Annotated in this window: 24 protein-coding genes and 1 riboswitch; of the genes, 13 read left to right on the forward strand and 11 right to left on the reverse strand. The window is 65.2% G+C overall.

Translation table 11 applies throughout. The annotated features are described in order from the left end of the window. Positions 1-20: 20 nt before the first annotated feature. The 10 genes from nuoI to AC1D08_RS09205 form a co-directional block, all read right to left on the reverse strand. The gene (gene nuoI / locus AC1D08_RS09160) at positions 21-512 is read right to left on the reverse strand and encodes an NADH-quinone oxidoreductase subunit NuoI (protein WP_023812382.1); all 492 of its coding nucleotides are present in this window, start codon (positions 510-512) and stop codon (positions 21-23) included. After that, positions 512-1555, reverse strand: coding sequence for an NADH-quinone oxidoreductase subunit NuoH (gene nuoH / locus AC1D08_RS09165; protein WP_477395541.1), 1044 nt, complete (start codon positions 1553-1555; stop codon positions 512-514). Before nuoH ends, nuoI begins: the two co-directional genes overlap by 1 nt. Before the next feature lie 2 nt (positions 1556-1557). Beyond that, the gene (nuoG, locus tag AC1D08_RS09170) at positions 1558-3639 is read right to left on the reverse strand and encodes an NADH-quinone oxidoreductase subunit NuoG (protein WP_477422992.1); all 2082 of its coding nucleotides are present in this window, start codon (positions 3637-3639) and stop codon (positions 1558-1560) included. Positions 3640-3712: 73 nt separating this feature from the next. Then, on the reverse strand, positions 3713-4411 hold the full coding sequence (locus AC1D08_RS09175; RefSeq protein WP_457152116.1) for an NADH-ubiquinone dehydrogenase: 699 nt from the start codon (positions 4409-4411) through the stop codon (positions 3713-3715). A gap of 101 nt (positions 4412-4512) precedes the next feature. Beyond that, on the reverse strand, positions 4513-5817 hold the full coding sequence (gene nuoF, locus AC1D08_RS09180; RefSeq protein ID WP_095087224.1) for an NADH-quinone oxidoreductase subunit NuoF: 1305 nt from the start codon (positions 5815-5817) through the stop codon (positions 4513-4515). 10 nt (positions 5818-5827) lie between these two features. After that, a complete protein-coding gene (locus AC1D08_RS09185) occupies positions 5828-7111 on the reverse strand; it encodes an NADH-quinone oxidoreductase subunit E (RefSeq protein ID WP_457152117.1) in 1284 nt (427 codons plus the stop codon). After that, positions 7112-8302 (reverse strand): NADH-quinone oxidoreductase subunit D, encoded by a 1191-nt coding sequence (locus tag AC1D08_RS09190; RefSeq protein ID WP_457152118.1) that lies wholly within the window; start codon positions 8300-8302, stop codon positions 7112-7114. A 9-nt stretch (positions 8303-8311) separates the two neighbouring features. After that, a complete protein-coding gene (locus tag AC1D08_RS09195) occupies positions 8312-8917 on the reverse strand; it encodes an NADH-quinone oxidoreductase subunit C (RefSeq protein ID WP_095087218.1) in 606 nt (201 codons plus the stop codon). 4 nt (positions 8918-8921) lie between these two features. Next, positions 8922-9503, reverse strand: coding sequence for a NuoB/complex I 20 kDa subunit family protein (locus AC1D08_RS09200; RefSeq protein WP_095087216.1), 582 nt, complete (start codon positions 9501-9503; stop codon positions 8922-8924). Continuing rightward, the gene (locus AC1D08_RS09205; protein ID WP_095087214.1) at positions 9494-9859 is read right to left on the reverse strand and encodes an NADH-quinone oxidoreductase subunit A; all 366 of its coding nucleotides are present in this window, start codon (positions 9857-9859) and stop codon (positions 9494-9496) included. The genes AC1D08_RS09200 and AC1D08_RS09205 overlap by 10 nt, the downstream gene beginning before the upstream one ends. Before the next feature lie 331 nt (positions 9860-10190). Here AC1D08_RS09205 and AC1D08_RS09210 point away from each other — a divergent pair, with 331 nt between their 5' ends. From AC1D08_RS09210 to AC1D08_RS09245, 8 genes are all read left to right on the forward strand, one after another. Continuing rightward, positions 10191-11390: a winged helix-turn-helix domain-containing protein gene (locus tag AC1D08_RS09210; protein WP_457150217.1), complete on the forward strand. Its 1200-nt coding sequence runs from the start codon at positions 10191-10193 to the stop codon at positions 11388-11390. A gap of 29 nt (positions 11391-11419) precedes the next feature. After that, positions 11420-11625: riboswitch (cobalamin riboswitch) on the forward strand. Positions 11626-11664: 39 nt separating this feature from the next. Then, positions 11665-12093, forward strand: a complete 429-nt coding sequence (locus AC1D08_RS09215) for a DUF1636 family protein (RefSeq protein ID WP_457150218.1) — start codon at positions 11665-11667, stop codon at positions 12091-12093. 2 nt (positions 12094-12095) lie between these two features. Continuing rightward, positions 12096-13133, forward strand: a complete 1038-nt coding sequence (cobW, locus tag AC1D08_RS09220) for a cobalamin biosynthesis protein CobW (RefSeq protein WP_457150219.1) — start codon at positions 12096-12098, stop codon at positions 13131-13133. An 18-nt stretch (positions 13134-13151) separates the two neighbouring features. Further along, complete coding sequence (cobN, locus tag AC1D08_RS09225; protein WP_457150220.1) at positions 13152-16517, forward strand: cobaltochelatase subunit CobN; 3366 nt, start codon at positions 13152-13154, stop codon at positions 16515-16517. Then, positions 16514-18031, forward strand: coding sequence for a precorrin-3B synthase (gene cobG, locus AC1D08_RS09230; protein ID WP_457150221.1), 1518 nt, complete (start codon positions 16514-16516; stop codon positions 18029-18031). The genes cobN and cobG overlap by 4 nt, the downstream gene beginning before the upstream one ends. A gap of 2 nt (positions 18032-18033) precedes the next feature. Next, on the forward strand, positions 18034-18666 hold the full coding sequence (locus AC1D08_RS09235) for a precorrin-8X methylmutase (protein WP_457150222.1): 633 nt from the start codon (positions 18034-18036) through the stop codon (positions 18664-18666). Continuing rightward, positions 18663-19421, forward strand: coding sequence for a precorrin-2 C(20)-methyltransferase (locus AC1D08_RS09240; RefSeq protein ID WP_457150223.1), 759 nt, complete (start codon positions 18663-18665; stop codon positions 19419-19421). The genes AC1D08_RS09235 and AC1D08_RS09240 overlap by 4 nt, the downstream gene beginning before the upstream one ends. Further along, complete coding sequence (locus tag AC1D08_RS09245) at positions 19418-20182, forward strand: precorrin-3B C(17)-methyltransferase (protein WP_457150224.1); 765 nt, start codon at positions 19418-19420, stop codon at positions 20180-20182. Before AC1D08_RS09240 ends, AC1D08_RS09245 begins: the two co-directional genes overlap by 4 nt. Here AC1D08_RS09245 and AC1D08_RS09250 read toward each other — a convergent pair. Next, positions 20170-20922 (reverse strand): cobalt-precorrin-6A reductase, encoded by a 753-nt coding sequence (locus AC1D08_RS09250; protein WP_457150225.1) that lies wholly within the window; start codon positions 20920-20922, stop codon positions 20170-20172. The two genes, AC1D08_RS09245 and AC1D08_RS09250, sit on opposite strands and share 13 nt — an antisense overlap. 1 nt (position 20923) lies before the next feature. Here AC1D08_RS09250 and cbiE point away from each other — a divergent pair, with 1 nt between their 5' ends. The 5 genes from cbiE to AC1D08_RS09275 are packed head-to-tail and all read left to right on the forward strand — an operon-like array spanning position 20924 to position 25434. Beyond that, positions 20924-22165, forward strand: a complete 1242-nt coding sequence (gene cbiE / locus AC1D08_RS09255) for a precorrin-6y C5,15-methyltransferase (decarboxylating) subunit CbiE (RefSeq protein WP_457150226.1) — start codon at positions 20924-20926, stop codon at positions 22163-22165. Next, on the forward strand, positions 22162-22548 hold the full coding sequence (locus tag AC1D08_RS09260; protein WP_457150227.1) for a cobalamin biosynthesis protein: 387 nt from the start codon (positions 22162-22164) through the stop codon (positions 22546-22548). Before cbiE ends, AC1D08_RS09260 begins: the two co-directional genes overlap by 4 nt. After that, entirely contained in the window at positions 22545-23309 is a 765-nt protein-coding gene (cobM, locus tag AC1D08_RS09265; RefSeq protein ID WP_477228771.1) for a precorrin-4 C(11)-methyltransferase, read from the forward strand. Before AC1D08_RS09260 ends, cobM begins: the two co-directional genes overlap by 4 nt. Continuing rightward, positions 23306-24124: a uroporphyrinogen-III C-methyltransferase gene (gene cobA, locus AC1D08_RS09270; protein ID WP_457150229.1), complete on the forward strand. Its 819-nt coding sequence runs from the start codon at positions 23306-23308 to the stop codon at positions 24122-24124. The genes cobM and cobA overlap by 4 nt, the downstream gene beginning before the upstream one ends. Next, positions 24121-25434, forward strand: coding sequence for a cobyrinic acid a,c-diamide synthase CobB (locus AC1D08_RS09275; protein WP_457150230.1), 1314 nt, complete (start codon positions 24121-24123; stop codon positions 25432-25434). Before cobA ends, AC1D08_RS09275 begins: the two co-directional genes overlap by 4 nt.

Raw genomic sequence — 25434 nt, forward strand, 5'->3', positions numbered from 1 at the left:
CCCCGTCCATGCGTCAAATATCAGCGATACGGCGAGTCCAGCGAGATGTTGCGCGCCAGTTCGCGCTCCCACCGGTCGCCATTCGCCAAAAGCTTGTCCTTGTCGTAGTAGAGCTCTTCGCGCGTCTCCGTAGCGAATTCGAAATTGGGCCCCTCGACGATGGCGTCGACCGGGCAGGCTTCCTGGCAGAAGCCGCAATAGATGCACTTCACCATGTCGATGTCGTAACGCACCGTGCGGCGCGTGCCGTCATTGCGGCGCGGGCCGGCTTCGATGGTGATCGCCTGCGCCGGGCAGATCGCCTCGCAGAGCTTGCACGCAATGCAGCGCTCCTCGCCGTTGGGATAGCGGCGCAGCGCATGCTCGCCACGAAAGCGCGGGCTGGTCGGCCCCTTCTCGTGCGGATAGTTGATCGTCTCCTTCGGTGCGAAGAACTGGCGCATCGACAGGAAGAAGGCGCTGACGAAATCCTGCAGCAGCAGCGATTTTGCGGCTTGGGACAGAGCGGACATCACGCAAACCCCGTGATCTTGAGGAAGGCGGCGGTGGCGACCACCATGAACAGCGAGATCGGCAGGAACACCTTCCAGCCGAGCCGCATCAGCTGGTCGTAGCGGTAGCGCGGGACGAAGGCCTTCACCATGGAGATGCCGAAGAACACAAAGCAGACCTTTAGCACGAACCAGATGACGCCCGGCACCCAGGTGAACGGCGCGAAGTCGAAGGGCGGCAGCCAGCCACCGAGGAACAGGATGGTGGCCAGCGCGCACATCAGCACGATGGCGACATACTCACCGAGGAAGAACAGCAGGAACGGCGTCGACGAATATTCGACCATGTGGCCGGCGACCAGTTCCGATTCGGCTTCCACCAGGTCGAAGGGCGGCCGGTTCGTCTCGGCCAGCGCCGAGATGAAGAAAATGACGAACATCGGGAACAGCGACAGCCAGTGCCAGTCGAGGAAGGTGTTGGGCAGGCCGAGCTTGGTGCCCAGCCCATCCTGCTGCGACATCACGATGTCGGACAGGTTGAGCGAACCGGCGCATAAAAGCACGGTGACGATGACAAAGCCGATCGAGACTTCATAGGACACCATCTGTGCGGCCGAACGTAGCGCGCCGAGGAACGGATATTTCGAGTTGGACGCCCAGCCGCCCATGATCACGCCATAGACCTCGAGCGAGGAGATCGCGAAGACATAGAGGATGCCGACATTGACGTTGGCGATCGCCCAGCCCTGGTTGACCGGAATGACCGCCCAGGCCGAGATCGCCAGCACGGCAGAAACCAGCGGCGCCAGGAGAAAAACGCCCTTGTTGGCGCCGGACGGGATGACCGGTTCCTTGAAGACGAACTTCAAAAGATCGGCGAAGGCCTGCAGCGTTCCCCACGGGCCGACCACGTTCGGGCCGCGGCGCAGCTGCACCGCCGCCCAGATCTTGCGGTCGGCGTAGAGGATGTAGGCGACGAAGATCAAAAGCACGACGATCAGCACGACCGACTTGAGAAGGATCAGCAGCGCCGGCAGCACGTAGAAGGAGAAGAAAGTGTCCATGCTTATTCCGCCGCCTGCTTGAAGCCGCTCTTGGCCAGTGCCGAGCATTCCGCCATCACGGCCGATGCCCGCGCGATCGGGTTGGTCAGGTAGAAGTCCGCGACCGGCGAGGTGAAGGTGCCCTTGTTCAGCCGCCCGCCGAGCTTCGCCACCTTGGCGATGTCCTCGGCATTGCCGGCCGCGACCTGGTCGATGCGGGCCAGATGCGGGAATTCGCCATAGAGCTTCGCACGCAGCTGCGGCAGCGAATCGAACGGCAGCTTCTTGCCCAGTACATCCGACAGCGCCCGCAGGATCGCCCAGTCCTCGCGCGCATCGCCCGGCGCGAAGCCGGCGCGGTTGGTCTGCTGCACGCGGCCTTCGGTGTTGACATAGGTGGCCGACTTTTCGGTGTAGGCTGCCGCCGGCAGGATGGCATTGGCACGGTGCGCGCCCTGGTCGCCATGCGTGCCGATATAGACGACGAAGGCGCCGCCGGTCTTGGCCATATCGATCTCGTCGGCGCCAAGCAGGAACAGCAGTTCCATCTCGCCCAGCATACCGGCGACGTTCTTGCCGCCCTCGCCCGGCACGAAGCCGAGATCGAGGCCGCCGACGCGACCGGCCGCATTGTGCAGCACTGCAAAGCCGTTCCAGTCCGCCCTGGCGGCGTTGACGGCGGCGGCGAGCTTTGCCGCCTGGCCGAGCACGGCCGCACCATCGGCGCGCGCCAGCGCGCCCTGGCCGACGATGATCAGCGGATGCGTCGCCTTCTTCAGCGTCTGGAAGAACTTGCCGTTTCCGTCAGCCAGATCCTTCAGCAAATCCGGTCCGGCGCCCAGTTGTTCATAGTCGTAGCGCGTGTCGCCGACATCGCCGATGACGCCGACCGGCAGATTGCCGATCCGCCAGCGCTTGCGGATGCGGGCGTTGAGCACCGAGGCTTCATAGCGCGGATTTGCGCCGATGATCAGCACCGCGTCGGCCTGCTCGATGCCCTCGATGGTCGGGTTGAAGATATAGCTGGCCCGGCCGAGCGCCGGATCGAGTGCGGCGCCGTCCTGACGGCAGTCGGTGTTCTTCGAACCGAGCGAAGCCATCAGCAGCTTCAGCGCGTAGATTTCCTCGACCGCGGCGAGATCGCCTGCAATGGCGCCGATCTTTTCTGGTGTTGTCTTCGACACCGCATCCTTGATCGCGGCAAAGGCCTCGGCCCAGCTTGCCGGTGCCAGCCTGCCATCCTTGCGCACATAGGGGCGGTCGAGGCGCTGCGTGCGCAGACCGTCCCAGATGAAGCGGGTCTTGTCGGAGATCCACTCCTCGTTCACCTGCTCGTTGACGCGCGGCAGGATGCGCATCACTTCGCGGCCGCGGCTGTCGACGCGGATCGCCGAGCCGACGGCGTCCATCACGTCGATGGATTCGGTCTTGGTCAGTTCCCACGGCCGCGCCTGGAAGGCGAACGGCTTCGAAGTCAGCGCGCCGACCGGGCAAAGGTCGATGACATTGCCCTGCAGCTCCGAGGTCATCGCCTGTTCGAGATAGGTGGTGATCTCGGCGTCCTCGCCGCGACCGATCAGGCCGAGTTCGGAAATACCGGCGACTTCGGTGGTGAAGCGGACGCAGCGCGTGCAATGGATGCAGCGGTTCATCACCGTCTTGACAAGCGGGCCGATATACTTGTCTTCGACCGCGCGCTTGTTCTCGTGATAGCGCGAGGAATCGACGCCGAAGGCCATCGCCTGGTCCTGCAGGTCGCATTCGCCGCCCTGGTCGCAGATCGGGCAATCCAGCGGATGGTTGATCAGCAGGAATTCCATCACGCCCTCGCGGGCCTTCTTGACCATCGGCGTGTTGGTGAAGATTTCCGGCGCCTCGCCATTCGGGCCGGGGCGCAGGTCGCGCACGCCCATGGCGCAGGAGGCTTGCGGCTTGGGCGGCCCGCCCTTCACCTCGATCAGGCACATGCGGCAATTGCCGGCGATCGACAGCCGCTCATGGAAGCAGAAACGCGGCACTTCCGCGCCAGCGTCTTCCGCCGCCTGCAGCAGCGTGTAGTGGTCGGGTACAGTGATCTCTTTCCCGTCGACCTTGAGCTTTGCCATTCGCCTCAAACCCCTGCGGATTTCCCGCAATCTCTTGTCCCGGGCACGGTCGAAACCGCACCCGGCATTTCATTCATTTCCCGACGGCGAGTGCCGACGCCTGGGCAGTCCAATCGTCACGGACGATACGGCCGGTGAGCGACAAATAATCCTCGACCCAGGCAACCTCTTCCGGCACCCATGCGGCGATCTGGGCATATGTCCAGATACCCAGGCCATTGAGAACCTTCTCCAGCTTCGGACCGATGCCCGATATCGCTTTGAGGTCCGACGGCTCCGCCGGCTTGTCCATAGCCTTCGGCTGCCTGAAATCCTCCGGCATCAACCCGGCCGGAGCCGGGCCTGCTGCTGGGCCGCCATCGGCGACCGGCACTGCGTCGGCTGCCTCCCTGGCAACCATGTCAGTCACGTCCTGCGCGAAGGATTGCGCTTCGGCGATCAAGGTCTTGGTCGCCGCGCGAGCGGCCTTGGAGGCGCTCTTTTCCGTCTCCGGGAAGCGCTCGGTGCGCGCCTCGAAATCATCGACGATCGGCTGCAGCAGCCGTTGCGAGGCTTCGGCAGCCCCCGAGAGCGCGCCCAGCCAGACGCCGAAGGCGTGGTTCGCCAGCCCGATACCGAGCGCCGACATCGCCGCGGCACCCGCCACAGGATGCGCGAGAAGGTTGACGGCGCTCGCCATCTCCTTCGGCATCATCCTGGTCAGATCCTGGTTCATCTTCTCGAACTGGTCCAAATTGGGCATCAATGAGTAGGGTGTCGAATACGGCGCCATAGATATCTCCTGGTCGTTTCTTCGTTCGCCCGCCCCGGTTGTCTCAAATCGGGCACTTGCCCGCATTCCGCTTCGGGCTTTCGCCCGAATTCACAATTTCTCTATTCCGCCGCCACCATCACCGGCTCGGCCCGGTGCGCATTGCGCGAAAACTCGTCGATGCGGCGTTCCACCTCGCCGCGGAAATGCCGCATCAGACCCTGGATCGGCCATGCCGCCGCGTCGCCCAGCGCGCAGATCGTGTGGCCCTCGACCTGCTTGGTGACGTCGAGCAGCATGTCGATCTCGCGCTTCTGCGCTTCGCCGCGCACCAGCCGTTCCATCACCCGCCACATCCAGCCGGTGCCTTCACGGCACGGCGTACACTGGCCGCAGCTCTCGTGCTTGTAGAAGTAGGAAAGCCGCGCGATCGCCTTCACGATATCGGTCGACTTGTCCATGACGATGACAGCCGCCGTGCCGAGGCCGGATTTGAGGTCGCGCAACGCGTCGAAATCCATCGGCGTATCGATGATCTGCTCTGCCGGCACCAGCGGCACCGAAGCGCCGCCCGGAATGACCGCCAGGAGATTGTCCCAGCCGCCGCGAATGCCGCCGCAATGCGTCTCGATCAGCTCGCGGAACGGGATCGACATCGCCTCTTCGACGGTGCACGGGTTGTTGACGTGGCCGGAGACGCAAAACAGCTTGGTGCCGACATTGTTGGGCCGGCCGAAGGACGAGAACCAGGCAGCACCGCGGCGCAGGATGGTCGGCGCAACGGCGATGGATTCGACATTGTTCACGGTTGTCGGGCAACCATACAAGCCGACATTGGCCGGAAATGGCGGCTTCAGCCGCGGCTGGCCCTTCTTGCCTTCGAGGCTTTCGAGCAGCGCCGTCTCCTCGCCGCAGATATAGGCGCCGGCGCCATGGTGCATGTAGATGTCGAAGTCGTAGCCGGACGTGTTGTTCTTGCCGATCAGCTTGGCTTCGTAGGCCTCGTCGATCGCCCGCTGCAGCGCCTCGCGCTCGCGGATGAACTCGCCGCGAACATAGATGTAGGCGGCAATCGCACCCATGGCGAAGCCTGCAAGCAGCGCGCCCTCGACCAGCGTGTGCGGGTCATTGCGCAGGATGTCGCGATCCTTGCAGGTGCCGGGCTCGGATTCGTCGGCATTGATGACGAGGTAGCTCGGCCGGCCGTCGCTCTGCTTGGGCATGAACGACCATTTCAGGCCTGTCGGGAAGCCGGCGCCGCCGCGTCCGCGCAGGCCGGATGCCTTCATCTCGTTGACGATCCACTCGCGCCCCTTGGCGACGATGCCGGGCGTGTTGTCCCAGGCGCCACGCGCCATCGCGCCGGCCAGCGACTTGTCGAAGAGGCCGTAGATGTTGTTGAAGATGCGGTCTTTGTCCTGAAGCATTTTTCGTCCCTCAGACCGGTTTCTTGCCGAAGACGCGGATGTATTCGGCGACGCCACCCTTGGCGAGCGCCTTGGCCTGCTTGACCCAGTCGTCGCGATCGATGCGGCCGTGGAAAGCGAGATAACCGTCCACCCACTCGCGCTCGGCCTTCTTCCAGGAAGCAACCTGCGCGAAGGTGAAAATGCCCAGGGAATGCAGGACGCCCTCGATCTTCGGGCCGACACCAGAGATCAACTTGAGATCGTCGACCAGCGCCGGCCTGTCGATGCCGGCCGGGCGGTTCTTGTCCTCGAGCGACGGCTTGGCCAGCTTGTCAGCCTTCGCGGCTGGGGCCTTGACCTCCGGCGCCTTGAAGGCGGCTGCCGGCTCGGCCTTGGTCTTCGGACCGTTGCGCTGCTTTGAAACCTGCTCGACTTCGGGGGCCGCCTTGTTGGCATTGGCGGCCGAATGCGGCGGGGCCGAAACACTCGCCGCCTTTTCAGCAGCCGGCGCGACCTTGGTCTTTGAAGGCGTCTTCAAGGCCGGGCTGGTTTCAGGCGCATCGGTCTTCGGCTTGCTGGCATTGGACGGTGCGACAGGAGCGGCAGCGGGCGCGACCGTGGCGATTATCGCGTCGGGCGCCGCCTTCGCGGCCTTGGTTGCCTCCCTTGCTTCCCTGTCGCGGGTCGACTTGAGGATCGCCTTTTCGCTTTTCAGGGTCGTGAGGCCGGAGGCCGGCTCCGAGCCGGTGCGCCCGTCCTGCGGTCCGGGCGTCACCGAGGCGCCCTTGCCGGCGTCATAGAGATCGATGATTTCGGCCAGCCGCTCGGGCGTCAAATCCTCGAACGTATCCTTGAAGATCATCACCATCGGCGCGTTGACGCAGGCGCCAAGGCACTCGACCTCTTCCCACGACAAGGTGCCCTTGTCGTTGGTGTGGAACTGGTCGTGATGGATTTTTGAGCGGCACACATCCATCAGCGCTTCCGAGCCGCGCAGCATGCAGGGCGTGGTGCCGCAAACCTGGATGTGGGCGCGGGTACCGACCGGGCTCAGCTGGTATTGCGTGTAGAAGGTGGCGACTTCCAGCCCCCTGATACGGGGCATGCCGAGCATGTCCGAAATCGTCTCGATCGCCGCCTTGGTGACCCAGCCTTCCTGCTCCTGAGCTATCATCAGCAAGGGGATGATCGCCGACTGTTCGCGGCCCTTGGGGTATTTTTTGAGCCATTGCTTCGCCGCTGCCGCGTTCGCCCGGTTGAAGGCGAAGGATGCTGGCTGGACGCTGGCTTCTGCGAGACGGCGGACTGACATTTAGCGATCGACCTCACCAAACACGATGTCGAGGGAGCCGAGAACGGCGGTGACGTCGGCCAGCATGTGGCCGCGGCAGAGGAAATCCATGGCCTGCAAATGCGCGAAACCGGGCGCGCGCAGCTTGCAGCGGTAGGGCTTGTTGGAGCCGTCGGAGACGAGATACACGCCGAACTCGCCTTTCGGCGCTTCGACCGCCGCATAGACCTCGCCGGCCGGCACGCGGTAGCCCTCGGTGTAGAGCTTGAAGTGATGGATCAGCGCTTCCATCGAGCGCTTCATCGCCTGACGCTTCGGCGGCACCACCTTGCCGTCGAGGTTCGACACCGGGCCGGTGCTCTCCTTGCCGAGCAAGAGGTCGACGCACTGGCGCATGATCTTTGCCGACTGGCGCATTTCTTCCATGCGCACGAGGTAGCGGTCGAAGCAGTCGCCGTTCTTGCCGATCGGAATGTCGAAATCCATTTCCGAATAGCACTCATAGGGTTGCGACTTGCGCAGGTCCCAAGGCGCGCCCGAACCACGTACCATCACGCCCGAAAAGCCCCAGGCCCACGCATCGGCCAGCGAGACCGTGCCGATATCGACATTGCGCTGCTTGAAGATTCGGTTGCCGGTGAGCAACTGATCGAGGTCGTCGATCGACTTCAGGAATGGATCGATCCACTTGCCGATATCCTCGACCAGCTTCTGCGGCAGATCCTGATGCACGCCGCCGGGGCGGAAATAGGCCGCATGCATGCGCGAGCCGGAGGCGCGCTCATAGAACACCATCAGCTTTTCGCGCTCGACGAAGCCCCACAGCGGCGGCGTCAGCGCGCCGACATCCATCGCCTGCGTCGTGACATTGAGGATGTGCGACATGATGCGGCCGATCTCGCAGTAGAGCACGCGGATCAGTTGGCCGCGCTTCGGCACATCGATGCCGAGCAGGCGCTCGACGGCCAGTGCGAAGGCATGCTCCTGGTTCATCGGCGCGCAATAATCGAGCCGGTCGAGATAAGGTATCGCCTGCAGGTAGGTCTTGGCCTCGATCAGCTTTTCGGTGCCGCGATGCAGCAGCCCGATATGCGGATCGACGCGATCGACGACTTCGCCGTCCAGCTCCAGAACGAGGCGCAAAACGCCGTGCGCCGCGGGGTGTTGCGGGCCGAAATTGATGTTGAAGTTGCGGACGGAGGTTTCAGCCATTCTGGCGCCTCAATTCGTCTTGGCTTTTTCATCCCCGGGCAGCACGTAGTCCGTGCCTTCCCAAGGGGAGAGAAAATCGAAATTGCGAAATTCCTGCTTGAGCTCGACCGGCTCGTAGATGACGCGCTTGGCCTCGTCGTCGTAGCGCACCTCGACGAAGCCGGTCAGCGGGAAATCCTTGCGCAGCGGATGGCCTTCGAAACCGTAATCCGTCAACAGTCGCCGCAGGTCCGGATGCCCGGAGAAAAGCACACCGTAGAGATCGTAGGTCTCGCGCTCGAACCAGTCGGCGCCGGGATAGACGCCGGTGATCGACGGCACCATCGTCTCCTCGTCGGCCTGCACCTTGACGCGGATGCGCACGTTCTGCTTCGGCGACAACAGGTGATAGACGACGTCGAAGCGCTTGGCCCGCGACGGATAGTCGGCGCCGCAGACATCGATGATCGAGATGAACTGGCAGCGCGCATCGTCGCGCAGGAAAGTCATCACCTCGACCAGATTGCGCGGCTCGACATGGACGGTGAGTTCGCCATAGGCGATCACCGCGTCATTCACGCGGCCGATCAGCTTCTCGCCGAGATAGGTCGACAGTTCGCTCAGGGATGCGGTCATGGATTTACCGTTCGATCGTGCCGGTGCGGCGGATCTTCTTCTGCAACAGAAGAATCCCGTAAAGCAGCGCTTCGGCGCTCGGCGGGCAGCCGGGCACATAGATGTCGACCGGCACGACGCGGTCGCAGCCGCGCACCACCGAATAGGAATAGTGGTAGTAGCCGCCGCCATTGGCGCAGGAGCCCATCGAGATGACGTAGCGCGGCTCCGGCATCTGGTCATAGACCTTGCGCAGCGCCGGCGCCATCTTGTTAGTCAGCGTGCCGGCGACGATCATGATGTCGGACTGGCGCGGAGACGCGCGCGGCGCAACGCCGAACCGCTCCGAATCGTAGCGCGGCATCGAAGTATGGATCATCTCGACCGCGCAGCAGGCGAGGCCGAACGTCATGAACATCAGCGAACCGCTGCGCGCCCAGGTGATCAGCGCCTCAGTCGAGGTGACGAGAAAGCCCTTGTCGGCCAATTCGTTGTTGATCTCGAGGAAGAAAGGATCGTCGGACCCTACCGGCCTGCCGGTGTTGGGATCGATCAGGCCCTTGGGCTTCGGCGCGACGAGCGTGCCGGAACTGTCGTTCAATCCCATTCCAGCGCTCCTTTTTTCCATTCATAGGCAAAGCCGATGGTCAGCACCGCCAGGAAGACCATCATCGACCAGAAGCCGAGCATGCCGATCTTCGAGAACGACACCGCCCACGGAAACAGGAAAGCCACTTCCAGGTCGAAGATGATGAACAGGATCGACACCAGGTAGAAACGGATGTCGAATTTCATGCGGGCGTCGTCGAACGAGTTGAAACCGCACTCGTAGGCGGAAAGCTTTTCGGGATCGGGATTGCGGTAGGCGACCAGGAAGGGGGCGGCCAGCAGCGCCAGCCCGACGACCAGGGCCACGCCGATGAACAGGACGATGGGCAGGTATGAACCTAGAAGTGCGTTCATGCTCGGCTTTCCGTTGGCGCCAATCCACGTTGATTACAGCACCGGACCCTAATGCGGAAGCGTGACAGTTTAACCGCTGAACCGTTTTAAGGGCCTATGCTGCAACGCGGCGAGGGTTAGCGCAGCACTTCCAGCGAAGCAAGTCAAACCTTGTTCAAAACGCGGTGCTGGACGGCATATCCGAGGAAACTGGTCCGATCCGCTCCTGTTTGATTTCCTTCGCTTTTTACTCCACTTTTGTCTCCTGACATGGTTGCCGCCAAAACCCTGCTAGCATGGGCCGGAATCACCCATCAGAACTTCGGCCAACCACCCTCAGAGTGATGCCTGCATGAAGGAAAAGTTCTCGCTTGCCATGGCCCGGCGCATCGCGCTCGCCGCCCAGGGGTTTCTCGATCCCCGCCCCGCCGGTACGCCCGACCGCCGCCATTTCGCCCGCGTTCTCTCCCGCACCGGCCTGCTGCAGATCGATTCCGTCAGTGCAGTGGTGCGCGCCCACTATATGCCGCTCTATTCGCGCCTTGGCCCCTACCCCTTCGCTCTGCTCGACAACGCCGCCGTGACGCGCAAACGCACGGTGTTCGAATACTGGGCACACGAAGCCTCCTTCCTGCCGGTCGAGACCTACCCGCTGATGCGCTGGCGCATGCAGCGAGCCGAGCGCGGCGACGAAATGTATCTCGGTCTCGCCAAATGGGGCCGCGAACACGCTGGCTACATCGAACAGATCTATCGCGAGGTCGCCGATCGCGGGCCGATCGCCGCTTCCGCGCTCGAAGGCCAGAAAGGCTCGGGCGGCTGGTGGGGCTGGAGCCATGCCAAGCACGCCTTCGAATGGCTGTTCTGGGCCGGGCGCATCACAACGGCGCACCGTCGCGGTTTCGAGCGGTTCTACGATCTGCCGGAACGCGTGCTGCCGCAGGCGATCCTCGACCTGCCGGTGCCCGCCGCCGAGGACGCGCACCGCGAATTGCTGCGCATTTCCGCCCGCGCCCACGGCATCGCGACATCAGGCGACCTGCGCGACTATTTCCGCCTGTCCCCCGCCGACATGAAGGGCCGACTGGAGGAACTGGTCGAAACAGGCGAACTGCTGCCTGTGCGTGTCGAAGGCTGGGACAAGCCGGCCTATCTTCATAAAGACGCCCGTCTGCCACGCAAGATCGAGGCCCGCGCTTTGCTGGCGCCGTTCGATCCGGTCGTCTTCGAACGGTCGCGCACCGAGCGGCTGTTCGACTTCCACTACCGCATCGAGATCTACACGCCAGCCGAAAAGCGCCAATACGGCTACTACGTCCTGCCGTTCCTGCTCGGCGACAGGATCGTGGCGCGCGTTGACCTCAAGGCCGACCGGCCAGCCGGTGTCCTGCGGGTCCATGCTGCTTACGCAGAGCCCGGCGCGCCGCCTGAAACCGCTGCAGAACTCTTCGAAGAATTGAAGCAGATGCAGGGCTGGCTCGGCCTTGAACGTATAGAGGTGACATCAGCCGGTGATTTGGGTCCGGCGCTGGCCGACCTGACCGTGTCGTAAGCCCACGTTGACACCGCCGCCCGCAAAAGCCTAAATCCGCTCCAGACGGTCTCCTCTCTTCAACGAGAGGAGCCAAGAGGGAATGCGGTGCGAAATTCCGATTTCAAATCCGCGGCTGTCCCCGCAACTGTAAGCGACGAGCCAAGGCCGAAAGCCACTGGGGTATTCCCGGGAAGGCGGCTACCCAAGGCGATGACCCGCGAGCCAGGAGACCTGCCGTCTGCGACTGTAGAATCCGATCGCCCGGCGGGTTTCCGGGCAAGGAGCCCAATTTTTGGACCACGACAGCAGTTTTTCCGCTGGCACAGCGGACAATTCGTCCGGCGAGAGCGATGCCCTTGCCGGCGTGACCGTGATCGTCTGTGCCTCCTGTCGCGATGAAACCGGTTCCGATGCCCATCCCCGCGCCGGCGAACTGCTCGCGGACGACACGCGTCACGCCGCGTCTGGCCAAGACATCCGCGTCCGCACGGTCGAATGCCTCGGCAATTGCAAGCGCCGGCTCAGTGCCGCCATCCTGCGCGATGGTTGCTGGAGCTACGTCTTCGGCGACCTGACCACATCCAGCGGCGCCGACCTCGTCACAGGGGCAAAACTCTTCGCCACCTCGACCGACGGCCTGATCCCGTGGCGCGGCCGTCCAGATAGCCTCAAGCGCGGCCTCGTGGCCCGCATCCCTCCCCTCGACCTGCTGAAGGACTGATCATGACTGCCTCCGTCTCCCGCGTCCCCTGCACCGTCGTCACCGGCTTCCTCGGCGCCGGCAAGACGACGCTGATCCGCCATCTCCTGGAAAACGCCGGCGGCAAGCGGATCGCCATCATCGTCAACGAGTTCGGCGACATCGGCATCGACGGCGAAATCCTGAAGGGCTGCGGCATCGACACCTGCCCGGAGGAAAACATCGTCGAACTGTCCAATGGCTGCATCTGCTGCACCGTTGCCGACGATTTCGTGCCGGCGCTCGACCAGATCCTGTCGTTGACGCCGAAGGTCGACCACATCTTGATCGAGACCTCGGGTCTGGCTCTGCCCAAGCCACTGGTCCAGGCTTTCCAGTGGCCGACGGTGAAGAGCCGCGTGACGGTCGATGGCGTCATCGCCGTCGTCGACGGTCCCGCACTCGCCGAAGGCCGCGTCGCCAATGACATGGACGCACTTCAGGCACAGCGCGCCCAGGATGAGACGCTCGATCACGACGATCCGGTCGAGGAGGTGTTCGAGGACCAGATCGCCTGCGCCGACCTGATCATCCTGTCGAAGAGCGACCTGATGGACACCGCCGGCTCCGCCCGCGCCAACGCCATCATCAACGAGCACATCGCTCGCGCCGTGAAGATCGTGCCGACGTCGCAAGGCAAGGTCGATCCGTCGGTGCTGCTTGGTCTTGGCCTTGCCGTCGAGGACGATATCGAGAACCGCAAGACCCACCACGACGACGAACTCGACCACGAGCACGACGACTTCGACTCTTTCGTCATCGACATTGCCTCGATCGCCAATCCCGACGAGCTGGCAAAGCGCGTCGCCACCGCCGCCGAGGAAGAAAACGTGCTGCGCGTGAAAGGCTTCGTCGAGGTTGGCGGCAAGCCGATGCGGCTCTTGCTGCAGGCCGTGGGACCGCGCGTCAATCACTACTACGACCGCGCCTGGACGGCCGGGGATGACCGCCGCTCGCGTCTCGTCGTTATCGGCCTCAAGGGGCTGAACCGCCCGGCGATCGAGCGTATACTCGCCGGCTGACGCAAACCACGGCCCGCGATGCACATCCTCACCACGACCTCCGCCTCGCTCGACGATCTCGCCGAGCCGGTCGATCTGCGGCAGTCGCCGGCGGATATCGTGGCCCTGTCCTTCACCGACAGCGATCTCGCCGGACTGGCGGCGGCATGGAAGGCCGATGCCGAGCGCCTGCCCTCGATGCGGCTGGCGGCTTTGCGTGACCTGCGCCATCCGATGTCCGTCGACCTCTGGGTCGACAGCGTCGCCCGCCATGCCAAAGTCATCCTCGTGCGCATTCTGGGCGGCTACGACTGGTGGCGCTACGGCTGCGACCAGCTTGCCTCGACCGCCCGCGCGCGCGGTATAAAACTGGCGCTGCTGCCCGGCGAATGCCGCGACGAGGATCTGCGCCTGATCGAAGCCTCGACACTGCCGCGCCAGGAACTGGACGGCCTGCTCGACTATTTTCGCGAGGGCGGTCCGGCCAATATGAACGCGCTGGTGCAGAAGCTGGCGCGGCTGGCAGGGTCTGAAGCAACAATTTCGGCGCCTGTCGCGGTACCAAAGGCCGGCTACTATGAGCCGGGCCGCGGCGTCGTCCCCCTTCCTCTCGAGGGGCAAGGAAACACCGCGCCTGTCATCCCCATCCTGTTCTACCGTTCGATGCTGCTGGCCGCCGATGTCGCACCGATCGACGCCCTTTTTGAAGCGCTGCGGCAGCGCCGTATGACGCCGGTCCCCATCTTCGTCTCCAGCCTCAAGGACCCGGTATCGCTGGCGTTCGTCGAAACCGCGCTGGCCTCGTTGAAACCTGCCGCCATCGTCACCGCGACCGCCTTCGCGTCCGGCGCCGAACCCGGCGTCGAAACCCTGTTCGATCGTGCCGGCGTGCCAGTCTTCCAGGTCATCGTCGCCACCACCCGCCGCGACATCTGGGAAAACAACCAGCGTGGGCTGGCGCCCGCCGACCTCGCTATGCATGTCGTGCTGCCCGAACTCGACGGCCGCATCCTTGCCGGCGCCATTTCCTTCAAGGGCGAGAGCGAGGTCGATCCCGCACTTGGTCACCGCGCCTTCGCCAACCGGCCGGAGCCCGATCGTGTGGCGCAAGTGGCGGACCGTGTCGCGGCCTTCATCAAGCTGCAAGAAACGCCGAGCGCCGAGCGCAAGCTTGCCATCCTGATCCCCGATTATCCCAGCGCCCCCGGCCGCACCGGCTATGCCGTCGGCCTCGACGTGCCGTCCAGCGTGCTGGCGATGCTGCAGGACCTCAAGGGACAGGGCTATGCCGTTGACGGGATTCCGCAAACGCCGCGTGCGCTGCTGGATTTGCTGGAAAGTTCAAACCACGGGCTGAAGCTTGACGACTATCTGTGCTTCTCAACCGAACTGCCGAGGGCGGCGATAGCTGCCGTAGAAGGCGCCTGGGGTAAGGCGAAAGATGAAACAGGTTTGCGCGAGGTGCTAACCTCCGCAAAATTCCCCTTCCGCGCCGCCACCTTCGGCAACGTCACCGTGGCGCTTGCTCCCGACCGCGGCCGGTCAGTGGATCGGCGCGCCGATTATCACGACCCGACGCTGCCGCCGCGGCATGCGCTGATCGCCTTCGGCCTGTGGCTGCGCAAATCGCTCGGCGCTCATGCGCTTGTCCATGTCGGCGCCCATGGAACGCTGGAATGGCTGCCCGGAAAGACGGTTGCGCTCAGCCAAAACTGCTTTCCCGAGATCGTCACCGGCCCCTTGCCCGTGATCTATCCCTTCATCGTCTCCAACCCCGGCGAAGCCGCACAGGCCAAGCGGCGCATCGCCGCCGTCACCCTTGGGCATCTGCCGCCGCCGCTGACCGGCGCCGGACTGGACGAGGATCAGCACAGGCTCGAACGCCTGGTCGACGAATATGCCCAGGCCGACGGGCTCGACCGCCGCCGCCGCGACCGCCTCGCAAAGCTGATCGTCGACACCGCGCAGAAGACCGGCCTCGCCTCCGAAGCCGGCGTCGCCAAAACCGATGCACCCGACGAGGCGCTGCGCCGCATCGACGCCTGGCTCTGCGACCTCAAGGATTTCGCCATCAAGGACGGGCTGCATATCTACGGCCGCGCCTCCAACGACGAGCCTGACGCCATGCGGCGTCAAAGCGCTGAAGCCGAGAAGACGGCATTGCTGGCAGCACTCGATGGCCGCCACGTCAAGGCCGGCCCGGCAGGGGCGCCGGCGCGCGGCCGCGCCGATGTATTGCCCACCGGTCGCAACCTGTTCACGTCGGACCCGCGCACCATGCCGACGCCGACCGCCTATGACCTCGGCAGGGCGGCGGCGGAGGAAGTGGTGCGTGGCTATATGCAGTCGCATGGCGACTGGCCGCGTTCGCTGGTCATCGACCTCTGGGGCTCAGCCTCGCTGCGCACCGGCGGCGAGGAGATTGCACAAGGCCTGGCGCTGATGGGCTGCCGGCCGCAATGGGATGCCGCGACCGGCCGCATCAACGGCATCGAGGTGCTGCCGCCGGCAACCGTCGGCCGACCACGCGTCGACGTCACCTGGCGCATTTCCGGCCTGTTCCGAGACATGTTCCCAACCCAAATCGCACTGATCGATGCCGCGGCCAACGCCGTTGCCGCCCGCGACGAGGAGGATTCGGAAAACCCGCTGGCGGCCAAGACCCGCGCGGATGGCAAGATCAGCCCGCGCATCTTCGGCACTTCGCCCGGCACTTACGGCGCCGGCGTCGAGGACTTGCTGTCGAGCGGCGACTGGGCGGCGCGCGAAGAGATCGGCCGCGCCTATCTCGACGCCACCTCGCATGCCTATGGCGGCGCTGGGGGCGAAGGCGTCTCGGCACCCGGCGCCTTCGAGGGTCGCATCGCCGAAGCCGATCTTCTCGTCCACACCGGCGACGACCCTGGCCGCGATATCCTCGAAGGCTCCGCCGACGTCGCCTTCATCGGCGGATTTTCGGCAGCGCTTGCGGCGCTTGGCAGGAATGCCGACGTCATCGTGCTCGACACCACCGATCCGCAAAAGCCGAAGCCGCGTTCGCTCAGTGAGGCGGTGGCCCGCGTCGTGCGGGCCCGCGCCGTCAATCCACGCTTCGTCTCAGGCCAGATGCGCCACGGCCCGCGCGGCGCCTCCGAATTCGCCGAAACCGTTGACCGGCTGGTCGGCTTTGCCGAAACCACCCTCGCGATATCAGGCACGCTGATCGAGGCGGTGCATGACGCCTATCTCGGCGATCCCCTGGTGCGCGCCTTCATCCTGCGCGAGAACCCTGCCGCCGCCAAAGTCATCGCCGAACGCTTCCTGTCGGCCCGGCGGCGCGGGCTCTGGCATCCCTTGCGCAATTCTATCGACGACGACCTCGCCGCCCTGATTGCCGAGGCTGAAGCGCTTGGGGTTGCGGCATGAACGCCTTCTCGCGTCGCGGCGCCTGTCCGGCTCTGGCAGCCCCCATGCAGACCGGCGATGGTCTGCTGGTGCGGCTCAACCCCGTTGCTGGAGGCCCATCTTCTGGAGGATTGTCGCCAAAGCTTTTGATCGCACTCGCCGAATCGGCCCTGCGGCACGGCAACGGCATCATGGAAGTCACCGCGCGCGGCAGCCTGCAGATACGCGGCCTGACATCGGAAAGCGCGCCGCTGCTGGCGACCGAGGTCGATGCGCTTGATATCGCGGTGCGCACCGGCGTGCCGGTCGAGACCGGGCCGCTGGCCGGCATCGATCCGCAGGAGGTTCCCGATCCCCAGCCGTTGGCTGAACGGATCAGGACAGCGGTCGAAGAAGCCGGGCTCACGCAACGGCTCGGCCCGAAGGTTTCAGTCGTTGTCGACGGCGGCGGGCAGCTTCGACTGGATTCGGTGACGGCCGATGTGCGGCTTGCCGCGACGCGCACTGATGCGGGAGTTCGGTGGCTGGTGTCTGTCGCGGGTGATGGGCGGAATGCAAGGCCGCTGGCCACGGTGGAAGACGATGCTGCATGCGATATTGCCGTTGCCGTGCTCAGGATGATTGCCGAGAAGGGCCGCGAAGCCCATGCGAGGGATTTGACCGAGAGGCAGCTAGCTTCTCTTGCAAGTTGGCACTCCGTCCCACCCCCCTCTGTCCTGCCGGACATCTCCCCCGCAAGGGGGGAGATTGCGCTCTCATCTCCGCTTTCGCTAGTCGTAGGCGTTGCAGCAATCACTCAGCGTCCAAAAGGAGAGCCGGCAGCAGAACTGCCGATCTCCCCCCTTGCGGGGGAGATGTCCGGCAGGACAGAGGGGGGTGGGCAGGATCGCTATCCTGCGCCATCGACTCGCTCTCCCATCGGAACTTTCGACCTCGCCGCCTCTGGCGTCGCCCTCGGCATCGCCCTCCCCTATGGCAGCATGCCGGCGGACAAGATCATCAGCCTCGCCCAAGGCGCCCTCGCCCTCGGCACGTCGGAAATCCGCCTCGCCCCCGGCCGCGCGCTGCTCTTCCTCGGCCAGCCGACAGCCGCCAACCGGCCCCTTCAGGACACCGCAACCACCCTCGGATTCGTCACGGACGCCGCCGATCCGCGCACACGCATCGCCGCTTGCCCCGGTACACCGGCCTGCGCTTCCGGCCGGATCGCCACGCGCGACATTGCCGAGACGATTGCCGCTGAAAATGCCGACATCCTCGACTTCACCTTGCACATTTCCGGCTGCGCCAAGGGCTGCGCCCATCCGGGCAAAGCTGCACTTACCCTGGTCGGCGGCGAAAACGGAGCCGGACTTGTCGTGAACGCGACGGCAAAGGGCCTTCCTGCCAGCTACAGGCCGGGCTATGACGCCGCGCGCGGCATCAGCCGCGTCGCGGCAGCAATCCGCAGCGCACGACTTCCCGGCGAAACCGCCGCCGCTTGCCTGACAAGGCTTGGCGCGGCCGGCATCGCCGAGGCTTACCGACAGGAATGAGCATGGCCGCCTACGACTACATCCACGACGGCACGGCGATCTACGAGCGCTCCTTCGCCATCATTCGCGCCGAGGCCGACCTGTCGCGCTTCTCCGAAGCAGAGGCCGATGTCGCGATCCGCATGATCCATGCCTGCGGTCAGGTCGAAGCTGCCAGCCATTTTGTCTTTTCGACGGATTTCGTTGCCGCCGCGCGCACGGCACTTTCGGCTGGGGCGCCAATCTTCTGCGACGCCGAGATGGTTTCGCATGGGGTCACCCGCGCCAGGCTGCCGACCGGCAACGAGGTGATCTGCACCTTGCGCGACCCGCGCACACACGAAATCGCCAGGGAGATCGGCAACACCCGTTCCGCGGCCGCCATCGACCTGTGGGGAGAGCGCATGGCCGGTTCGGTGGTCGCCATCGGCAATGCGCCGACCGCGCTCTTCTATTTGCTGGAAAAACTGCGCGACGGTGCGCCGAAGCCGGCGGCGATCATCGGCATGCCGGTCGGCTTCGTCGGCGCGGCCGAATCCAAGGATGCGTTGGCCGAGAATTCCTATGGCGTGCCCTATGCCATCGTGCGCGGCCGGCTTGGCGGCAGCGCCATGACTGCCGCCGCACTCAACGCCCTGGCGAGGCCTGGCCTGTGAACGCGCTCCCCAAAGGCCGTCTCGTCGGTGTCGGCACCGGTCCCGGCGACCCCGAACTGTTGACGCTGAAGGCCGCTCGGGCCTTGGCCGAGGCCGATGTCGTGGCGTATTTCGCCAAGCGCGGCAACAACAGCAACGCGCGCGCCATCGTCGAAGCCCAATTCCGCCCGGGCATGACGGAACTGCCGCTGCTCTATCCCGTCACCACCGAAATCGACAAGGATCACGACGACTACCGTTCGCAGATCGCCGGTTTCTACGAGGAGTCAGCCGAGAAGGTCGCCGAACACCTTGAAGCAGGCAGGATGGTTGCCGTGCTGTCCGAGGGCGACCCACTGTTCTACGGCTCCTACATGCACCTGCATGTGCGGCTCGCCCATCGCTTCCCGACCGAGGTCATTCCCGGCGTCACCGCCATGTCCGGCTGCTGGTCGGCGACCGGTTTGCCAATCGTCCAGGGCGACGATGTGCTGACGGTGTTGCCGGGCACGATGAACGAGTTCGAACTCACCCGGCGGCTGGCCGACACCGACGCCGCCGTCATCATGAAGGTCGGCCGCAACCTGCCCAAGATCAGGCGAGCGCTGGAGGCAACCGGCAAGCTGGCGCGCGCCGTCTATGTCGAGCGCGGCACCATGGCCGGCAGCGTCTCGATGCGACTTGCCGACAAGCAGGACGACAAGGCGCCTTATTTTGCCATCGTGCTGGTCGCCGGCTGGTCCGGCCGGCCCGGCGCCTTGGGAGCGCAGGCATGAGCGGCCGTATCACCGTCATCGGGCTCGGGCCCGGCAATGCCAATCAGGTGACGCCTGAGGCCAGCCACGCGGTGGCGCAGGCAGCGTTCTTCTATGGCTATAAGCCCTATCTCGACCGGCTCGAATTGCGCCCGGACCAGACTCGCGTTACCTCCGACAACCGCGAGGAACTCGCCCGCTCCAAGGACGCCTTGACCAAAGCCGCGGAAGGCCATGACGTCGCCGTCGTTTCCGGTGGCGACCCCGGCGTCTTCGCCATGGCGGCTGCAGTCTGCGAGGCGATTGAGGCCGGCCCGGCTGAATGGCGTGCGGTCGATGTCAATGTGGTGCCCGGCATCACCGCCATGCTCGCGGTTGCCGCCCGCATCGGTGCCCCGCTCGGCCATGATTTCTGCGCCATTTCGCTGTCCGACAATCTGAAACCCTGGGAACTGATCGAGCTGCGCCTGCTGGCGGCGGCCGGCGCCGGCTTCGTCATCGCGCTCTACAATCCGATCAGCAAGGCGCGCCCCTGGCAACTCGGCCGCGCCTTCGAATGCCTGACCGCCATCCTGCCCGGCACCACGCCGGTGATTTTCGGCCGTGCCGCCGGCCGTCCGGACGAGCGCATCGACGTGTTCCTACTGGCCGATGTCGACGCACAAAAAGCCGATATGGCGACCTGCATCATCATCGGCTCGCCAGAAACCAGGATCATCAAGCGCAACGACAGACCTGCGCTGGTCTACACGCCGCGCTCGTCCACAGGTCAGAGAAGATGATCGGCCCCGAACTGGTTGACAATGGCGGCCAGCGCTTCGACGGTTTCAGCCGAAGGAACATCCGGCAAGGCCGGCCTGCGGACCATGACCACCTCGATGCCAAGTGCTCGCGCCGCGGCGATCTTTCCATAGGTCGCCTCGCCGCCGCTGTTCTTGGACACTACGATGTCGATGCGATGCTCTTCGAGCAGCGTACGTTCTTCCGCCTCGCGGAACGGCCCCCGGGCCAAAAGATAGTGAGCATCGGGAACGGCCAGCTTCGGCTCGACCGCATCGACGCTGCGGATGAGATAGTGATGCTGGGGCGCTGCTTCGAAAGCGGCAACCTCTTGCCGGCCCAGCGCCAGAAAGGCGCGACGAGGCGCGGGACCCAGCGCTTGCACGGCATCGCTGACGATATCGACCTGCGTCCAGAGGTCGCCTGCGACAGGCTCCCAGCCCGGCCGCCTCAGGGCCAAAATAGGCACGCCGGCCACGTGCGCGGCTTGCGCGGCATTGGCCGAGATTCGCGCTGCGTAGGGATGGGTGGCGTCGATCAGAAGGTCGGTGCGAGTGTCCCGCAGATAGGCAGCCAGCCCATCGGCGCCGCCAAACCCTCCGGTTCGCACCGGCACCCCTTGCGCAACCGGGCTTTCGGTGCGGCCGGCCAGCGACAGCGTGACCGAGGCGCGCGCCGTCAGTTTTCCGGCCAGCTGCCGGGCTTCCGTGGTTCCGCCGAGGATCAGAATGCGGTGGGTCATCATGCCTGCTGAAGGACCGCGCGGCGCCAAGCTCAACTCAAGATGGCTTACAGTCGTCGGCATCGGCGAGGACGGTTTAACGGGTCTCGGCGACGAGGCCAAGCGGCTGATCGCCAAGGCGGAGATTATCTTCGGTGGGAAGCGGCACCTCGCCCTTGTCGCCTCCTTCGCCAAGGGCGAGGCGCGCCCATGGCCGGTTCCTTTCGATGCCGAGATGGCTGATGTGCTGGCGCTTGCCGGCAGAAACGTCTGTGTGCTCGCCTCCGGCGATCCGTTCTTCCATGGGGTTGGCGCCACTCTCGCCCGCAAGGTGAAGGCGCGGGAGATGCATGTCATCCCGGCACCATCGGCCGTTTCGCTGGCAGCGGCCCGCCTTGGCTGGCCGCTGCCGGATATCGACACCGTGTCGCTGCATGGCCGGCCGCTCGACCTGATCCGGCCGCTGCTGCAGCCGAAAGCGCGCATCTTGGCGCTGACGTCGGACGCCGCAGCGCCTGCTGCAATCGCGCGCCTGATGACCGAACTCGACTTCGGCGCATCACGGCTGACGGTTCTTGAGGCGCTAGGCGGTCCGAACGAAAACCTGCGCTCGGCTCGCGCCGATGCCTTCGACCTCGAAAACATCAATCCGCTCAATGTTTTGGCGATCGACGTTGAATCGGGTCCTGATGCGCGCGTCCTGCCGCTCACGGTTGGCCTTGCCGATCATCTGTTCGACCATGACGGCCAGATCACCAAGCGCGAAATCCGCGCCATCACCCTGTCGGCGCTGGCGCCACGTCGCGGCGAGTTGCTGTGGGACATCGGCGCCGGCTCCGGCTCCATCGGCATCGAATGGATGCTCGCCCATCCCTCGATGCGCGCCATCGCCATCGAGGCGGACCCGATCCGAGCCGCCCGCATTGGCCGCAACGCTGCTGCTTGTGGCGTTCCCGGCCTGATCGTGATGGAGGGCAGTGCACCCAAGGCGCTCGCCAGGTTGGACACGCCGGACGCGATTTTCATCGGCGGCGGCGGCAGCGATACCGGCGTGTTGAACGCTGCCATCAAGGCCCTGCGCGCCGGCGGCCGTCTCGTCGCCAACGCGGTGACACTGGAGATGGAAACCCTGCTTCTCGCGCGCCACGTCTCGCTCGGCGGCGACCTTACCCGCATAAACATATCCCGCGCGTCGCCGGTGGGCTCGATGCAGGCGTGGCGGCCTGCCATGCCGGTCACCCAATGGAATTGGGTGAAGCCATGATGGTCGCAGGCATCGGCAGCCGAAAAGGCGTGACAGTCGAAGACGTACTCGCGGCGATAGAAACCGCGCTGGAAACGCACGGGCTGACGATGACAGCGTTGTCTGCCTTGGCGACAGCTCCCCTGAAGCAGGACGAAAAGGCCATTTTCGCCGCCGGACATCAGCTCGATCTTCCGATCATCATCGCCAACGAGGCCGCGATCGAGGCAGCCTCGTCGGCCACGCTCAGCCAATCCGTTCTCTCACAGGATCTGGCCGGCACGCCATCGGTTTCCGAAGCATCCGCGCTTGCCGTCGCCGGCAGGGGCGCGAGGCTGCTTGGAGCCCGTACAGTGCACGGCCCCGTGACCTGCGCCATCGCCATCAGCGGAGACGCGCCATGACCGTGCATTTCATCGGTGCCGGTCCAGGCGCCGCCGATCTCATCACGCTGCGTGGCGCCAGGTTGCTGGCAAGCTGCCCTGTCTGCCTGCATGCCGGTTCGATCGTCGCGCCCGAATTGCTGCAGCACTGTGCGCCTGGGACAAAACTGATCGACACCGCGCCGATGTCGCTCGACGAGATCGAGGCCGCGTATCTGGAGGCCCACAAGGCCGGCCATGATGTCGCCCGTCTGCATTCCGGCGACCTGTCGGTGTGGAGCGCGGTTGCCGAGCAGATCCGGCGGCTGGAAAAGCACGGTATTCCCTACACGCTGACGCCGGGCGTCCCCTCCTTCGCCGCCGCGGCCGCAGCACTTCGCCGCGAGCTGACCATCCCCGAAGTCGCGCAAAGCCTGGTGCTGACCCGCATCTCCGGCCGCGCCTCAAAGATGCCGCCTGGAGAAACGCTGGCTGGTTTCGGCCGCACCGGCGCCACGCTCGCCATTCACCTTGCCATCCACGCCATCGACCGCGTCGTCGCCGAGCTGACGCCGTACTATGGTGGGGATTGCCCGGTGGCGATCGTCTTCCGCGCCTCCTGGCCGGACGAGCGCGTGCTGACTGGCACGCTGGAAACAATCGAGGCACAACTCGCTGCCGATCCGATGGAGCGCACGGCGATCATCTTCGTCGGCCGTTCGCTGGCGGCGGAAGGCTTTGGCGAGAGTTCATTGTACGACGCCCACTACCAGCGGCGTTTTCGCGGACGGGACGGATTGTGAGCGCCAGCACCAGGAACAAGGGCGAGAACGCCACGCTCGAGCAGGCATTGTCCCGGCTGAATTTCAAGCCGCGCCGGCTAGAGCCCGGCCATGTCTGGCTGGCCGGCGCCGGCCCCGGCGACCCCGGCTGCCTGACCCTGGAAGTGCTGGCGGCCTTGGCCGAGGCGGATGCATTGGTCTACGACGCGCTGGTCTCCTCCGATGTCGTCGCCGTTGCCGCAAACGCCGAGCTTTTCTTCGCCGGCAAGCGCGGCGGGAAACCGTCGATGAAGCAGGACGACATCACCGCCCTGTTGGTCCGGCTGGCGCGCGAAGGTCGCCGCGTCGTCAGGCTGAAGGGCGGCGATCCCTATATTTTCGGTCGTGGCGGTGAAGAAGCCTTGGCGCTGGCGCGGGAGCATATCCCGTTCCGCGTGCTGCCCGGCCTGACATCGGGGCTGAGCGCGCTGGCCGCGACCGGCATCCCCGCCACCATGCGCGGCATCAACAAGGCGGTGATCCTGGCCACCGGCCACGCCGCCGGTTCCGATGACGATATCGACTGGAGCGCAATCGCCCGCACCGGCCAGCCGGTCGTGGTCTATATGGGCATGGCCAATCTGCCCCTCATCGCCGCCGCACTGCTCGACGGTGGGCTGGCGCCGTCGACGCCGGCGGCAGTCATCGTTGCCGCGACGACGCCGCAGGAACAGACCGTCGTCGCCACGCTCGCCACCATTGCCGAGGAAGCCGCCGCCGCTGGGCTGACCTCGCCGGCGCTGATCGTCGTTGGCGGCATCGTTGCCATGCGCGCGGCACTGGCGGGCAACCCGTGAGCGCCCGCGCCATCATCATCGGGGCACCGCGCTCCGGCTCGGGCAAGACCAGCGTCACCATCGGCATCCTGCGCGCGCTCACCCGGCGGGGCTTGAAAGTGCGCGGCGCCAAGTCCGGCCCCGACTATATCGATCCCGGCTTCCACACCGCAGCCACCGGTCTGTCCGGCGTCAATCTCGACAGCTGGGCGATGCCGCCATCGCTGCTCAACGCACTGGCCGCGCAAGCGGCTGACGACACCGACTTCGTCATCCTCGAAAGCGCCATGGGGCTGTTCGACGGCATTCCGGCGGCTCCCGGCCGCACCGGCTCCGCCGCCGACCTAGCCCGGCTCTATGGCCTGCCGGTGCTGCTGGTGCTCGACGTTTCCGGCCAGTCGACCACGGCGGCCGCTGTCGCCAAGGGGTTTGCCACTTACGATCCCGATGTGCGCATGGCCGGAATCGTGCTCAACCGGCTGGGCAGCGAGCGCCACCGACGTCTCTCCGGCGACGCCATCGAGGCAATCGGCCTGCCCGTTGTCGGCGCCATCCTGCGCGACCCGACGCTGAACCTGCCCGAGCGCCATCTCGGCCTCGTCCAGGCCGGCGAATATGACGACCTGATGGCGCATCTCGACCGGCTGGCCGACATGGCCGAGAAGTCGCTCGATCTCGATGCCATCATGGCCTTGGCGACACCCCTCACCCCGGCGCCCGGCGGCTTCGATGACGCGCTATCGCCGCCCGGCCAGCGCATTGCGCTGGCTGAAGATGCCGCTTGCACCTTCCTCTATCCGCATGTGGCGGCCTGTTGGCGCAAGGCCGGCGCTGAGATCGTCCCGTTCTCGCCGCTCGCCGACGAGGCCCCGGACGAAGGCTGCGATGTCTGCTGGCTGCCCGGCGGCTATCCCGAGCTCCATGCCGGTAAGCTCGCCGCAGCGACAAATTTCCGCGCCGGAATGACAAGATTCGCCGCGACGAAGCCCATCCATGGCGAGTGCGGTGGCTTCATGGTGCTGGGCGAAGCCCTGGAGGACGCGTCGGGCGAAAAGCATGGAATGCTCGGCTTGCTCGGCCATTCCACCAGCTTTGCCAAACGCAAGATGAATCTCGGTTACCGCGAGGCGCGGCTGCGCGCCGATTGTCCGCTGGGCGCGCAAGGCGCGCTGATCCGCGGCCACGAATTCCACTACGCGCAGATGATCGCGACCGGCAATGACGAGCCGCTGGCCGACCTCGCCGACGGCCAGGGCAACCCCATTGGCGCCTCGGGTTACAGGCGCGGCCATGTCAGCGGCACCTTCTTCCACGCCATTGCGAGGGGCTAG

The sequence above is a fragment of the Mesorhizobium sp. P2_E6 genome (assembly GCF_056403835.1).